Annotated in this window: 12 protein-coding genes; 2 read left to right on the forward strand and 10 right to left on the reverse strand. The window is 66.7% G+C overall.

Annotation, left to right across the window (positions count from 1 at the left end; genetic code table 11):
- The first annotated feature begins 37 nt into the window (after nt 1–37).
- Nucleotides 38–460 (forward strand): phasin family protein, encoded by a 423-nt coding sequence (locus JQX08_RS10450; RefSeq protein ID WP_205348320.1) that lies wholly within the window; start codon nt 38–40, stop codon nt 458–460.
- Between the two features lie 10 nt (nt 461–470).
- A complete protein-coding gene (locus JQX08_RS10455; RefSeq protein ID WP_205348321.1) occupies nt 471–1,406 on the forward strand; it encodes a phasin family protein in 936 nt (311 codons plus the stop codon).
- A gap of 64 nt (nt 1,407–1,470) precedes the next feature.
- Here the strand turns inward: JQX08_RS10455 and JQX08_RS10460 are convergent, their stop codons facing one another.
- The 10 genes from JQX08_RS10460 to JQX08_RS10505 form a co-directional block, all read right to left on the reverse strand.
- Nucleotides 1,471–2,085 (reverse strand): TetR/AcrR family transcriptional regulator, encoded by a 615-nt coding sequence (locus JQX08_RS10460; RefSeq protein WP_205348322.1) that lies wholly within the window; start codon nt 2,083–2,085, stop codon nt 1,471–1,473.
- Between the two features lie 87 nt (nt 2,086–2,172).
- Nucleotides 2,173–3,858 (reverse strand): class II poly(R)-hydroxyalkanoic acid synthase, encoded by a 1,686-nt coding sequence (gene phaC, locus JQX08_RS10465; protein ID WP_205348323.1) that lies wholly within the window; start codon nt 3,856–3,858, stop codon nt 2,173–2,175.
- A gap of 183 nt (nt 3,859–4,041) precedes the next feature.
- Nucleotides 4,042–4,905, reverse strand: coding sequence for a poly(3-hydroxyalkanoate) depolymerase (phaZ, locus tag JQX08_RS10470; protein WP_205348324.1), 864 nt, complete (start codon nt 4,903–4,905; stop codon nt 4,042–4,044).
- A 161-nt stretch (nt 4,906–5,066) separates the two neighbouring features.
- Complete coding sequence (gene phaC / locus JQX08_RS10475; RefSeq protein ID WP_205348325.1) at nt 5,067–6,749, reverse strand: class II poly(R)-hydroxyalkanoic acid synthase; 1,683 nt, start codon at nt 6,747–6,749, stop codon at nt 5,067–5,069.
- 312 nt (nt 6,750–7,061) lie between these two features.
- Nucleotides 7,062–7,436: a gamma-butyrobetaine hydroxylase family protein gene (locus tag JQX08_RS10480; protein WP_205348326.1), complete on the reverse strand. Its 375-nt coding sequence runs from the start codon at nt 7,434–7,436 to the stop codon at nt 7,062–7,064.
- An 84-nt stretch (nt 7,437–7,520) separates the two neighbouring features.
- On the reverse strand, nt 7,521–8,855 hold the full coding sequence (gene hslU, locus JQX08_RS10485; RefSeq protein ID WP_205348327.1) for an ATP-dependent protease ATPase subunit HslU: 1,335 nt from the start codon (nt 8,853–8,855) through the stop codon (nt 7,521–7,523).
- Between the two features lie 48 nt (nt 8,856–8,903).
- Nucleotides 8,904–9,437 carry an ATP-dependent protease subunit HslV gene (gene hslV / locus JQX08_RS10490; RefSeq protein ID WP_205348328.1) on the reverse strand — a complete coding sequence of 178 codons (534 nt, stop codon included), beginning with the start codon at nt 9,435–9,437 and terminating at the stop codon, nt 8,904–8,906.
- Between the two features lie 151 nt (nt 9,438–9,588).
- Nucleotides 9,589–10,278 (reverse strand): SPOR domain-containing protein, encoded by a 690-nt coding sequence (locus JQX08_RS10495; RefSeq protein ID WP_205348329.1) that lies wholly within the window; start codon nt 10,276–10,278, stop codon nt 9,589–9,591.
- Nucleotides 10,279–10,284: 6 nt separating this feature from the next.
- Nucleotides 10,285–12,027 carry an arginine--tRNA ligase gene (gene argS / locus JQX08_RS10500; protein ID WP_205348330.1) on the reverse strand — a complete coding sequence of 581 codons (1,743 nt, stop codon included), beginning with the start codon at nt 12,025–12,027 and terminating at the stop codon, nt 10,285–10,287.
- Nucleotides 12,028–12,192: 165 nt separating this feature from the next.
- Nucleotides 12,193–14,415 (reverse strand): primosomal protein N', encoded by a 2,223-nt coding sequence (locus JQX08_RS10505; RefSeq protein ID WP_205348331.1) that lies wholly within the window; start codon nt 14,413–14,415, stop codon nt 12,193–12,195.
- Between the last annotated feature and the right edge of the window lie 115 nt (nt 14,416–14,530).

Below are 14,530 nucleotides of genomic sequence, written 5' to 3' on the forward strand. Positions count from 1 at the left end.
GCGGGCGTTTCCCCTAACTGAACCAGTGAGGTGCGCCATGTCGAAAGTAGCCGTGAAGAAGAAAATCGAAGCCGTCGCCAGCAAGTCCAACGTGCTGGGTGACATCAAGCACTACGGCCGTCAGATCTGGCTGGCCGGCCTGGGTGCCTACGCCAAGGCGGGCCAGGAAGGTGCCGACTATCTCAAGGAGCTGGTCAAGGCTGGCGAGTCGGTCGAGAAGCAAGGCAAGAAGCTCGTCACTGAACAAGTCGAGGCGGCCAACAGTCAGATCGATAGCGTGAAGAGCAATGTCTACAGCAAAGTCGAAGACCGCTTCGAGAAACTCGAAAAAGCTTTCGACGATCGCGTCGCCAGTGCACTCAATCGCGTTGGCATTCCGTCGCGACAGGATGTTGATGCGCTCTCTGCTAAGCTGGACGTGTTGAACGAGTTGCTCGCGCGTGTGGCTAAGACTCAATAAGGAGAGCGGGATGGTCGCTAAAAAGAAAACCGATAAACAAGGCAGCTCCTGGATCGGCGAGATCGAGAAGTACTCGCGCCAGATCTGGTTGGCTGGGTTGGGTGCCTACTCGAAGGTCAGCAAGGACGGAACCAAGCTGTTCGATACCCTGGTAGCCGACGGCCAGAAGGCCGAGAAGCTGGCCAAGACCGAAGTCGACAAACAAGTCGGTGCGGTGAAGACCAAGGCCAAGGCAGCCACCAACAAGGTGGGCGAAGTCAAAGGTCTGGCTCTGGGCAAATGGGGTGAGCTGGAAGAGGCTTTCGACAAGCGTCTGAACAGCGCCATCTCGCGCCTCGGCGTGCCAAGCCGCAACGAAGTGAAAGACCTGCATGGCAAGGTGGAAGCCCTGACCAAGCAGATCGAAAAACTCACCGGCGTCTCCGCCAAATCGGTGAAACCGGCCGCCAAGCCAGCGGTGAAAGCGGCGGCCAAACCGGTCGCCAAGGCAGCGGCAAAACCTGCCGCGAAACCGGCTGCCAAGCCTGCGGCGAAAACCGCAGCGGCGAAGCCGGCCGCCAAAGCCGCCGCCAAACCGGCTGCGAAACCGGCGGCCAAGCCTGCGGCGAAACCGGCCGCGAAAACCGCTGCTGCCAAACCCGCCGTCAAGGCAGCGCCGAAGCCAGCTGCCAAGCCCGCCGCGAAAGCGGCTGCGAAACCTGCGGCCAAACCGGCTGCGGCGAAGCCGGCCGCAGCGGCGAAACCCGCTGCCAAGCCCGCCGCGAAGCCAGCTGCCAAACCGGCCGCCAAGGCACCGGCGAAGCCGAAAGCCGCAGCCAAACCGGCGGCCAAACCGGCTGCGCCGGCCCCGGTAGCGGCGCCGAGCGCTGCTGCAGCACCGGCTCCGGCACCCAGCGCGACGCCCGCACCGAGCGCCGCACCGAGTACGCCAGCCAACCCGTCCTGATCCTCAGGACACAGAAAACGCCCGGCCTAGTGCCGGGCGTTTTCGTTTGCGGGTCAGCGCGGGCTCAGTTGTCCAGGTAGCGCAGGGCGAGGCGTTCGGTGACTTGCCGGGTGCCGTCGGTGAGGTGCGGGGCGACCAGCATCATCACCTGGAACACCACCACGCGGCTGTCCGCTTCGTTGCCGAGGATGTGCTGGTAGTCGAGGGAGAACAGCAGGGTCAGGGTGATCTGCTCGACCAGCAGGCCGAGCGCCTGAGTGTCGCTCACCAGTTGCTGCTCGGCCTTCAGACGCGCCAGCAGCGCCGCCAGGGTGCGCTTCAGCGCGTTGAGCCAGAGGCGCACGCCGTGGGCCAGTTTCGGCAGGCGGCCGGCGAGGTTGGAGAGGTCCTGGAACAGGAAGCGGTACTGCGCCAGGCGCTCGACGATCAGGTGCAGGAACAGCCAGTAATCTTCGGCACCGAGGCGTGCGTCGAGTGGCGGGTCGAGCAGCGGCGCGACGTCCTGCTGGAAGCGCTCGAACAGCGCCATGACCAGCGGCTCCTTGCCGTGGAAGTGGTAGTACAGGTTGCCCGGGCTGATCTCCAGTTCGTTGGAGATTTCCAGGGTCGAGACGTTGGGTTCGCCGCGCTGATTGAACAGCTGCAGGGCCGTGTCGAGGATGCGGTCGCGGGTCTTCATTCCAGGGTCTGTTCAGGCTGCAGGGAGACCGCCCCGGCGACGCGCGCGAGCTCGCATCGACGGGGCAGTGGAGTATGACGCGAAGGCTTAGCGGACGTGCACATAGGTGCCGGGGGCCGCTTCCATCGCCGGGTAGCGCGCGTTGCCGATCGCCAGCTGGGTCTCGCGCTGCTCGCCGGAGCGTGCCTGGATCCAGCTCAGCCACTCCGGCCACCAGCTGCCGCTTTGCTGCTTGGCGTCGTAGTACCAGGCACGCGGATCGGAGCTCAGCTTGCCGTTCTCGAAGAAGTTGGCTTTTGGGTTGCCCGGCGGGTTGAGGATGCTCTGGATGTGCCCGCTGTTGGACAGCACGAAGCGCCGTTCGCCCCCGATCAGCAGGGTCGAGCGATACACCGTGTCCCACGGCGTGATGTGGTCGTTGATCCCGGCGATGTGGAAGCTGTCGACGCTGACCTTCTGCAGGTCGATCGGCGTGCCGCAGACTTCCAGGCCGCCGGCATGCTTCAGCGGGTTGTGCTTGAAGATGTCCAGCAGGTCGCCGTGCAGCGCGGCCGGCAGGCGGGTGTTGTCGTTGTTCCAGTAGAGGATGTCGAACGCCGGCGGCTGCTTGCCGAGCAGGTAGTTGTTGATCCAGTAGTTCCAGATCAGGTCGTTGGGGCGCATCCAGGCGAACACCCGCGACATGTCGCGGCCGTCCAGCACGCCGGCCTGATAGGAGCGCCGCTTGGCGCTCTCCAGGGTCTGTTCGTCGACGAACAGCATCGCCGGACTGTTGTCGATCTGGCTGTCGAGCAGGCTCACCGCATAGCTGGCGCTGGCCACCTTGCGCAATTGCCGCTTGGCCTGCAGGTGGCCTTGCAGCGCGGCGATGGTCAGCCCGCCGGCGCAGGCGCCCATCAGGCTGACGTCCTTGCTGCCGGTGATCGTGCGGCACACGTCCACCGCTTCCTCGAGCGCCTGCACGTAGCTCGACAGGCCCCATTCGCGGTGCCGCGCGTCCGGGTTGCGCCAGCTGACCATGAACACCTGCAGGCCGTTTTTGAGCGCGTACTGGACGAAGCTCTTCTCCGGGCTGAGGTCGAAGATGTAGAACTTGTTGATCTGCGGCGGGACGATCAGCAGCGGCTTGGCGTACTGCTTTTCGCTCAGTGGCTTGTACTGGATCAGCTCGAGCATCTCGTTGCGGAACACCACCGAGCCGGCGGTGGTGGCGAGGTTCTTGCCGACCTCGAAGGCCTGCTTGTTCACCTGGCTGGGCAGCCCGTGGTTGTGCAGCAGGTCGTCGTACAGATGGCGCATGCCACGGAACACGCTGGTGCCGCCACTGTTGAACAGTTCCTTGATCGCCAGCGGATTGAGCAGGCTGTTGGACGGCGACAGCGCGTCGTTGAGCAGCGAGGCAATGAACAGCGCGCGGGCGCGGTCGTCGGCGCTCAGGTTGCTCTCGTCGATCCACAGGGTGATCTGCTTTTGCCACGCCAGGTAGGCCTGCAGGCCGCGTCGGTAAAAGGGGTTGAGGGTCCAGGCCGGATCGGCAAAGCGCGCGTCGGCGGGGTTGGTCTTGTACGGCGTGTCGCCGATCAGCACGCGGCCCAGCTGGCTGCCCAGGGCGAGCAGGTGCCGGGCGTTGTGCATGGGGTGCTTGAGGCTCTGCAGGGTCAAGCCCCGCAAGGTGGACAGTAGATCGCGTCCGCGCAGGCCGACCACGGCGTTCTGGGCATTCATGAAGTTGGCGGGGGCCGGCAGGCTATTTGCCGCTGGTTGATTGCGCATGGGGCAGCACTCCGTCGTCAAGGCAGATAGGGACCTACGTCTTGGCAAAGCAGCAAGGCTTGTACCAATGCGCGCTGGACATGCATGCCAGACTGCCGCGCGAAGATTTCACCGGTATTGCTCGCGGCGCCCGCCGGGGCAGGGCGCCGTTGGCCGCACCGTCGAGGTGCGGCAGAAAACTCGTCAGTGGCTACTGCGTACGCTCAGCGCCGGCTTCGGGTGCATCACCGCGCGTTGGCGTTCCTCCTGGAGGAATTTCATGATGATCGGCGCCACCGCTTCGGCGCGGGTGATCAGGAACAGGTGGCCGTCGTCGATGACGTGCAGTTCGGCATTGGGAATGCGCCAGGCGAGCATGCGCATGTTGATCAGCGGGATGATCGGATCATCGTCGCCGGCCAGCACCAGGGTCGGTTGGCGGATCTTGTGCAGCCAGTGGATGCTGGTCCAGCCGAGGCCGGCGAACAGCTGCCAGTAGTAGCCCATCTTGCCGCCGGAGCGCACCTTGCTGGCATGTGCCAGGGCCAGCGTGGCGTCGCGGCGGAACGCGCCGCCGTAGATGTCGGGGGCGATGTGCACGCCGTAGGACGGCTGGATGTAGCGCCGCGGACTGGCCATGCGCCAAAGCACCTTGGGCTTGCCCGGGACCATCACCGCGCCGGCGGAGGTGGCGGCGAGCACCAGCTTCTTGCAGCGCTCCGGGTAGTCGTGGGCGAACTGCTGGGCCAGCGCGCCGCCCCAGGACACGCCGATCACGTTGACCTGGCCGAAGTCCAGGTAGTCGAGCATGCGTGCGGCCAGCTTGGCCAGGCCGGGGAAACGGTACGGCTTGCTCGGCGTCGACGAACCGCCGACCCCGGGCACGTCGAAGGCAATCACCTCGAGGTCGGGGTCGAGCGCCTGGACGAACGGAAACACCAGCTCCAGGTTGGCGCCGATGCCGTTGAAGATCAGCAGCGGCGTGAGGTGCGGCTTGCCCGGACGCACTGCGGTGCGAATCGTCTGGCCGTCGAGCTCGATGGTCCGGAAGAGGAAGGGTTGCGACATGCTGGAAGCCCCTTGCAGCGACGCGGTCGCCTCGGCAGCGCGACTCACGCCGGTCCTGTGTGCCGACCGCTTCGGCTTCTTGGCGTCCGCTGCGGTCTTGGTGTCGGCAACCTCGCCTGGATAAGTGGCGCTGTCCGGCGCCACTGTGGGGGTCTCAGTTTTCATCGTTCATGCACATAGGTGCCGGGTGACGCTTCGCCGGCGGGATAGGTTTTGCTGCCCAGGGTGGCGGGCGACTTGCGCAGCTTGCCGGAGCGCTCGGCCATCCATGCCTGCCAGTGCAGCCACCAGGAGTCGGCCTGCTTGGTCGAGTCGTCCTGCCAGGTCTTGGCCTGCTCGGGCAGCTCGCCGCTGCCGGTCATGAAGCGTGCCTTGGGATTGCCCGGCGGGTTGAGGATGCTCTGGATGTGCCCGCTGCTGGACAGCACGAATTCGATGTTGCCACCGAACAGCTTGGCCGAGCGGTAGCACGCCTCCCACGGGGTGATGTGGTCGTTGATCCCGGCCAGCGCGTAGATGTCGCTCTTCACCTGCTTGAGGTCGATCGGCGTGCCGCACACTTCCAGGGCGTTGGCGCGGGTCAGCGGGTTGGTCTTGAACAGCTCGATCAGGTCGCCGTGGAAGGTCGCCGGCAGGCGCGTGGTGTCGTTGTTCCAATAGAGGATGTCGAACACCGGCGGCTCGTTGCCGAGCAGGTAGTTGTTGACCCAGTAGTTCCAGATCAGGTCGTTGGGGCGCATCCAGGCGAACACCTTGGCCATGTCCTTGCCTTCCAGCACGCCGGCCTGGTACGAGCGGCGCTTGGCGCTCTCCAGGGTCTGCTCATCGACGAACAGGCCGATCTGCGTGTCGAGCTGGGTGTCCAGCACGCTGACCAGCAGGGTCAGCGCGTTGACCTTGGTCTCGCCGAGCGCTGCGTAGTGGCCAAGCAGGGCAGCGCAGGTGATGCCGCCGGAGCAGGCGCCGAGCAGGTTGAGGTCCTTGCTGCCGGTGATGGCGAGGACCACGTCGATGGTTTCCTTGAGCGCCTGGATGTAGGTCGACAGGCCCCACTCGCGCTGCGCCTTGGTCGGGTTGCGCCAGCTGACGATGAAGGTCTGGATGCCGCTGCGCAGGGTGAACTTCGCCAGGCTCTTCTCCGGCGACAGGTCGAAGACGTAGAACTTGTTGATCTGCGGCGGCACCACCAGCAGCGGGCGCTCGTGCACCTGCTCGGTGCTCGGCTGGTACTGGATGAGCTCGACCAGGTCATTGCGGAACACCACCGCACCTTCGGTCAGGGCCAGGTTCTTGCCGACCTCGAAGGCGCCCATGTTCACCTGGCTGGGCATGCCGCCGTTGTTCACCAGGTCCTTGGCCAGATGGCCGAGGCCGTCGAGCAGGCTCTTGCCGCCGGTCTCGAAGAAGCGTTTGACCGCCGCCGGGTTGGCCATGCTGTTGGTCGGCGCCATCGCTTCGGTGAGCAGGTTGATGACGAAGTGGCCGCGGCTGATGTCCTGCGGCGACAGGTTGCTCGAGCCGATCCAGTCGTGCAGCTCCTTGCGCCACACCAGGTAGGTCTGCAGGTAGCGGCGGTACAGCGGATTCTGGCTCCAGGCCGGATCGGCGAAACGGCGGTCGCCGTCGTCGGGTTGCAGCGCGTTCTGGCCGAGCAGGACGTTCTTCAACTGCACGCCGAACTGGGCGACGTGCTTGGCACTATGGAAGGGCTGTTTGATGGCTTGGGTCAGTACGAGGCGGGCCGAGGAGAGGATGTCCTTGCCACGCAAGCCAACCACCGGATTCAACCCGAGGGTGTTTTCCGAGGCTTGGCGCTGCAGGTCTTCGGTGTTCTTGTTGCTCATCTAACGACGCTCCATTGTCCAGAGACTGATACCGGCATATGACTCTGTGGTGACACAGGGGTGGGGCCTGGTACTGCTCGGGTTTACCTGAAGGTGGTGTCCGCTTGACGACCAATGCATGACGAACTGGGTTGGCTGCGTTGGCGCTTCGCGAAGACCAGGTGGTGCTCTGCATGCTCATGGGCAAATGCATGGAGCCTGCCAGTTCTCTGGTTACCCGAGATTGTTCGATTGCGCAACTGGCGGCTGATCCGGCCGGGCGCGGGCGGCAGTATGGAGAGGGGAATTAGAAAAAGCGCTCTAACCGCCGAGTTAGAGCATCAGTTTGACGACTGATTCATCCGGGTCGCGGGACTTGCCGGCGCTCGCCAGGGCGGCGAGATAGTCGTTCCAGAGCGCGTCGTGACGCTGCGAGAGTTGTTCCAGGTAGTCCCAGGTGAACAGTCCGCTGTCATGCCCGTCGTCGAAGCACAGTTTTAGTGCGTACTGCCCGGCCGGCTCGATGCGCTCCAGGCCGACGTGCAGCTTGCCGGTCTGCAGCACCGGATTGCCGTGCCCCTGCACCTCCGCCGAAGGCGAATGCACGCGGAGAAATTCGGCACTGAGCAGGTAGCGCTCGCCGGGGGCGTATTCCAGCTCGAGGGTCTTCGAGGCCTTGTGCAGTTTGATCGCGGTGGGTAATCGCATCGGGTCGGGTCCGCTGTGGCGTGGCAGGCACTCCTGCTGGTCGGCTGTTGCCGCACCAGCAGGCAGGTCCACAGAGTACTGCCGCTAGAGGATGTAGCGCGACAGGTCTTCGTCCTGCGCCAACTCGCCGAGGTGGCCGTTGACGTAGGCGGCGTCGATGCGGATCGGCGCCTCATTGTGTTGCACGGCGAGGTCGCCGGCACTGAACGAGAGCTCTTCGAGCAGGCGTTCGAGCAGCGTGTGCAGACGCCGTGCGCCGATGTTCTCGGTCTTCTCGTTGACCTGCCAGGCGATCTCGGCGAGGCGCTGGATGCCGTCGGCGGCGAACTCGATGTTCAGCCCTTCGGTCTGCAGCAGCGCGGTGTACTGCTCGGTCAGCGAGGCGTGCGGCTCGGTGAGGATGCGCTCGAAGTCATGCGGGCTGAGCGCCTTGAGTTCGACACGGATCGGCAGGCGGCCCTGCAGCTCGGGCACCAGGTCGCTCGGCTTGCTCAGGTGGAAGGCGCCGGAGGCGATGAACAGGATGTGGTCGGTCTTCACCATGCCCAGCTTGGTGTTCACCGTGCAGCCTTCGATCAGTGGCAGCAGGTCGCGCTGCACGCCTTCGCGCGACACGTCGGCGCCGCCGACATTGCCGCGCTTGGCGACCTTGTCGATCTCGTCGATGAACACGATGCCGTGCTGCTCGACCGCTTCCAGGGCGTGGGCCTTGAGCTCTTCCTCGTTGACCAGGCGCGCGGCTTCCTCGTCGCGGATCAGCTTGAGCGCTTCCTTGACCTTGAGCTTGCGGCTCTTGCGCTTGCCCTTGCCCATGTTGGAGAACAGGTTCTGCAACTGGTTGGTCATCTCCTCCATGCCAGGCGGGGCCATGATCTCCACGCCGGCCGGATGCTCGGCGACCTCGATGTCGATTTCCTTGTCATCCAGCTGGCCTTCGCGCAGGCGCTTGCGGAACAGCTGGCGGGTGTTCGAGTCGCTTGGCGCAGCCTCCTCGCCGAAGGTGCGTGCCGGCGGCAGCAGGGCGTCGAGGATGCGGTCCTCGGCGGCGTCTTCGGCGCGGTGGCGGACCTTGATGATCTCCTGCTCGCGGAACATCTTGATCGCCGCGTCGGCCAGGTCGCGGATGATCGATTCGACGTCGCGGCCGACATAGCCGACCTCGGTGAACTTGGTTGCTTCGACCTTGAGGAACGGTGCGTTGGCCAGCTTGGCCAGACGCCGGGCGATTTCGGTCTTGCCGACGCCGGTCGGGCCGATCATCAGGATGTTCTTCGGCGTGACTTCCTGGCGCAGCTCGGCGGGCAGCTGCATGCGCCGCCAGCGGTTGCGCAGGGCAATCGCCACGGCGCGCTTGGCCTCGTCCTGGCCGATGATGTGGCGGTTGAGTTCGTGGACGATTTCACGGGGTGTCATGGGCATGGAAATGCTCCGCAGTGGAACGGGCGCGTCGCTGGTGCCGGGCGGCAGTCAGGCGCAGTCCAGTTCCTCGATGGTCAGATTCTGGTTGGTGAACACGCAGATCGAGCCGGCGATGTTCAGCGCGGTTTCGGCGATCTCGCGGGCCGACAGGTTGGCGTCGCCCTTCTGCAGCAGGGCCAGCGCCGCAGCCTGGGCGAAGCCACCGCCGGAGCCCATGGCGATCAGGCCGTGCTCGGGTTCGACCACGTCGCCGTTGCCGGTGATGATCAGCGAGGCGTCCTTGTTGGCGATCGCCAACATGGCCTCCAGACGGCTCAGCGATCGGTCGGTGCGCCAGTCCTTGGCCAGCTCGACGGCGGCGCGGACCAGGTGACCCTGGTGTTTTTCCAGCTGCCCTTCGAAGCGCTCGAACAGCGTGAAGGCGTCCGCGGTGGCGCCGGCGAAGCCGGCCAGCACCTGGCCGTGGTAGAGGCGGCGAACCTTCTTGGCGTTGCCTTTCATCACGGTGTTGCCGAGTGACACCTGGCCGTCGCCGCCCATGACGACTTTGCCGTTGCGGCGGACTGAAACGATGGTGGTCAAGGGGTGAATCTCCACGCAGCGGGGCACGGGGGCCCGAATGAAGATTCATATGGGGGAGCCGCGCAGGCATTTCAACCGACCGCTTGCCGGAACGCCTGTAACCGCAGATTACCGCCGCACCGCTGACGACGGGCCGAGGCCCGTCTTCGCCTCAGCGCACCTGGCGTTGCTGCAGCAGCAGGTTGCCGTAGCCGCTGCCGGCCAGTTGCTTCTGCGCCTGGGTCAGCTGCTCGCGGTTGCTGAAGGGGCCAACCAGCACGCGGTACCAGGTTTCCTCACGCACCGTGCCGGACTCCAGTTGCACGCCCTGGCCGAGCATGGCGATCTGCGCGCGGACCTTCTCGGCGTCGGCCTGCTTGCGGAACGAGCCGGCCTGCAGGAAGAACTGCGTGCTGGCCGCCTTCACCGCGGTCGGCAGCGGCGGCGGGGTCTCGCCCTTGAGCGCCGCTTCGGCGCGCGCGGCGTCGGCCTTGGCCAGCTCCTGCGGCGTCGGTGGCGGCGGGGTCTGCTCCGGCACGGCGTCCGGCGGCACGATCACCTCGGACTCCGGCAGCAGGGTGTAGAAGTCGTACTTCGGCTTGGCCGGCTGCGGCGTCGGGGTTGCCGTGGACGGCGTGGTCGCGGCCGGCTTGTCGCTCGGTTTGCCGAGGCTGCGCTGGGCGTTTTCCGGCTTCTCGCGGCGGATGTCGTCGCGGCCCGGCTCGAGCTTCATCAGCAGCATGACGAACACGCCGATGGCCAGCCCGCAGGCCAGCCAGATCCAGCCCGGCACCGGGCGCTTCGCCGGAGCCTGGTAGCGGCTGGCGCCGCGCTTGGGAGCAGCTTTCTTCTTGGTCGCCATAGTCCGTTACATGCGTTCCAGGGTGTGCAGGCCGAGCAGCGCGAGACCCTGCTGCAGGGTGCGGCCGGTCAGCGCGGCGAGGCGCAGGCGGCTCTGCTGGGTGGCCTGGTCGGCGGCGGCGAGGATCGGGCAGTGCTCGTAGAAGCTCGAGAACAGCCCGGCGAGGTCGTACAGGTAGGCGCACAGCAGGTGCGGCACGCCCTTCTCGGCGACGTTGTTGAGGGTCTCGGCGAACTGCGCGAGACGCGCGGCGAGGGCGATTTCCTGCTCGGCGACCAGCTGGATCTGGCCGTCCAACGGCGCGGTCATCGCCAGGCCGGCCTTGGCGAACACGCTGGCCACACGGGTGTAGGCATACAGCAGGTAGGGCGCGGTGTTGCCCTCGAAGCTCAGCATCAGCTCGAAGTTGAAGCTGTAGTCGCTCGTGCGGTGCTTGGACAGGTCGGCGTACTTCACCGCGCCAATGCCCACCGCGCGGGCGATCTGCCGCAGCTCGGCGTCGTCGAGCTCGGGGTTCTTGCCCTTGACCAGGGTGTAGGCGCGTTCTTCGGCTTCGTCGAGCAGGTCGATGAGTTTCACCGTGCCGCCGTCGCGGGTCTTGAACGGCCGGCCATCGGCGCCGTTCATGGTGCCGAAGCCCATGTGCTCGAGCTGCATGCTCGCAGGTACGAAGCCGGCGCGGCGCGCCACTTCGAAGGCCATCTGGAAGTGCAGGGCTTGGCGCTGGTCGACGAAGTACAGCACGCGGTCGGCGTGCAGCACCTGGCTGCGGTAGCGCATCGCGGCGAGGTCGGTGGTGGCGTACAGGTAACCACCGCCGGCCTTCTGCACGATCACCGGCAGCGGGTTGCCTTCGGCGTTCTTGAACTCGTCCATGAACACGCACTGGGCGCCGTCGCTCTCAGTCAGCAGGCCCTTGGCCTGCAGGTCGCTGATCACCTGGGCGAGGTCATCGTTGTAGGCGCTCTCGCCTTTGACGTCGGCCATCGACAGCTTGACGCCGAGGCGGTCGTAGACCTGCTGGCAGTGCGACAGCGAGATGTCGTTGAAGCGCTGCCAGAGGCGCAGGCATTCCGGCTCGCCGGCCTGCAGCTGGACCACCAGCTCGCGGGCGCGGTCGGCGAACTCCGGCGACTCGTCGAAACGCTTTTTCGCCGCGCGGTAGAACACTTCGAGGTCGTGCAGCTCGGCTTGGGCGTCGACCGACTGCTCCTGCAGGTAGGCGAGCAGCATGCCGAACTGGGTGCCCCAGTCACCGACGTGATTCTGGCGGATCACCGTATCACCGAGGAACTCCAGCACGCGCGCCACGCCGTCGCCGATGATGGTCGAACGCAGGTGGCCGACGTGCATCTCCTTGGCCAGGTTCGGCGAGGACAGGTCGACCACCACGCGCTGCGCGGCACCGGCCTTGCGCACGCCGAGCTGGGCGTCGGCGAGGGCGCTGTCCAGGCGCGCGGCGAGGGCGCTGGTGTCCTGGTAGAAGTTGAGGAAGCCAGGGCCGGCGATCTCCACCTTGCTGATCTGCGCGTCCTGCGGCAGCGCGGCGATCAGCTTCTCGGCCAGCTCGCGCGGCTTCATCGCCGCCGGTTTGGCGAGCATCATGGCGATGTTGCTGGCGAAGTCACCGTGGGTCTTGTCCTTGGTGTTCTCCACCTGGATGGCCGGGGTGAGCCCCTCGGGCAACACGCCGTCGCTGACGAGATGGTCGAAGGCGTGCTGGATGAGCTGGCGGATCAGGTCTTTCATGTCGGTTCTTCCTGCCGGCGGGCGGCGGCGCCTGGGCGCTGGTTGAAAACTGCGCATTATCCGTGGCCGATGGAGGCCGGACAACCCGCAGCGAAAATGGATCGGACGTTCAGTCTGCCAGGCCGGCGCGTGGCGCGAGTTGATCGCGGGCAAGAACGCGCGCCATCAGAACAAGTCGATGGGGTCGACGTCCAGCGACCAGCGTACCGGACGGCCGCTGGGCAGCGCCTCGAGATTGGGCAGCAACTGGGCGAGCAGGCGGTGCAGCGGCGCGCGGGCGTTGGCCTGCAGCAGCAGCTGCGCGCGGTAGCGCCCGGCGCGGCGTTCCATCGGGGCCGGCACCGGGCCGAGCAGTTCGATGCCGCTCAGGCGCAGGCCGTCGAGCAGCTGTTCGGCGAGGCTGCAGGCATCGTCGAGAAAGCCCTCGGCCTGCCCCGGCTTGTGCGCCTCGGCGCGCAGCAGGGCGAGGTGGGCGAACGGCGGCAGGCCGGCGCCGCGGCGCTCGGCGAGGGCCTGTTCGGCGAAGGCGAAGTAGCCCTGTTCGGTCAGCTGCACCAGCAGGGGGTGGTCGGCCAGGTGACTCTGGATGATCACCTTGCCGGGCTCCTCTGCACGTCCGGCGCGTCCGGCGACCTGCACGATCAGTTGGGCCATGCGCTCGCTGGCGCGAAAATCCGCGGAAAACAGCCCGCCATCGGCGTCGAGGATCGCCACCAGGGTGACCCGCGGGAAGTGGTGACCCTTGGCGAGCATCTGCGTGCCGATCAGGATGCACGGCTCGCCGCGCTGGATGGTGTTGAACAGCGTGGCCATCGCGTCCTTGCGCGAGGTGCTGTCGCGGTCGACGCGCAGTACCGGGTAGTCGGGGAAGAGAATCTCCAGGCGCTCCTCGGCGCGCTCGGTGCCGGCGCCGACCGGGCGCAGGTCGACGTGCTGGCACTGCGGGCAGTTGCTCGGCCGCCGCTCGGCATGCCCGCAGTGGTGGCAGCGCAGTTCGTTGCTGCGCTGGTGCAGGGTCATCCGCGCGTCGCAGCGCGGGCACTGGCTGATCCAGCCGCAGTCGTGGCACAGCAGGGTCGGCGCGAAGCCGCGGCGGTTGAGGAACACCAGCACCTGCTGGCCGGCGGCCAGGGTCTGGGCGATCGCCTGCTGCAGCGGCGGCGACATGCCGGAGTCCAGCGGCCGGCTCTTCACGTCGAGGCGCAGGAAGCGCGGCGGCTGCGCACCGCCGGCGCGCTGGCGCAGCTTGAGCAGCGCGTAGCGGCCGGCGTGGGCGTTGTGCAGGCTTTCCAGCGACGGCGTCGCCGAGCCGAGCACGATCGGCACGTCGTCCTGGCGGGCGCGCACCAGGGCCAGGTCGCGGGCGTGGTAGCGCAGGCCTTCCTGCTGTTTATAGGAAGCGTCGTGCTCCTCGTCGACGATGATCAGCCCTGGCCGCTGCAGCGGGGTGAACAGCGCCGAGCGGGTGCCGATGACGATGTCCGCCTCGCCGTCGCGGGCCGCCAGCCAGGCGTCGAGGCGCTCGCGGTCGTTGACGTTGGAGTGCAGCAGGGCGATGCGCGCATTGAAGCGCCGGGCGAAGCGCTCGAGGGTCTGCGGGCCGAGGTTGATCTCGGGAATCAGCACTAGCGCCTGCTTGCCGGCTTCCAGGGTCTCGCGGATCAGCTGCAGGTAGACCTCGGTCTTGCCGCTGCCGGTGACCCCGGCGAGCAGGAACGCGCCGAAACGCCCGAAGCCGGCGCGGATGGCGTCGCGGGCCAGGCCCTGTTCGGCATTCAGCGGCAGCTCCGGCTGCGCCAGCCAGTGCGCCGGCGGCGGGGTCTGCGCGTGGCGGCGCACTTCGATGCGCACCAGGCCTTTCTCGCGCAGCAGGTCCAGGCTGTCCTTGTTCAGCAGCAGCTTGCTCAGTAGCGCATGGGGCACGCCGTGCGGGTGCTGGGCCAGGGCCTTCAGCGCATCGCGCTGGCGCGGCGCGCGAGCCAGGCGCGGGTCGTCGAGGCTGGCGCCTTCGGCGATATGCCAGAAGCGTTCCTGTCGCGCCTCGGCCGGCTCGCCCTGGCGCAGCAGCACCGGCAGCGCCCAGCTCAGTGTGTCGCCGAGGCTATGCTGGTAGTACTGCGCGGTCCACAGGCACAGCTTGAACAGCGCCGGCGGCAGCGGCGAGCGGGCGTCGAGCAGCTCCAGCGCCGGCTTGAGCTTGTCCGCCGGCACCTCGCTGGTGCTGCTCACTTCGATCAGGATGCCGATCACCTCGCGGCGTCCGAACGGCACGCGTAGGCGCATGCCCGGCTGCAGGCGGGCGACGGGCAGCCCGGCCGGCGCCTGGTAGTCGAACAGGCGGCGCAGCGGCGAGGGCAGGGCGAGGCGCAAGATCGGGGCGTCGGGCACGCGGAGGCTCCAGCTGGGTCGGCGGCGATCTTAGCATGGCGATCCGCGACGACCGGTGCGGCCGGCGGCTTGCGTCGCTGCGGCGCTCTGGTATTATCCGCCGCCTAATTGCGTG

It is taken from the genome of Zestomonas insulae (assembly GCF_016901015.1).
GTDB lineage: Bacteria > Pseudomonadota > Gammaproteobacteria > Pseudomonadales > Pseudomonadaceae > Aquipseudomonas > Aquipseudomonas insulae.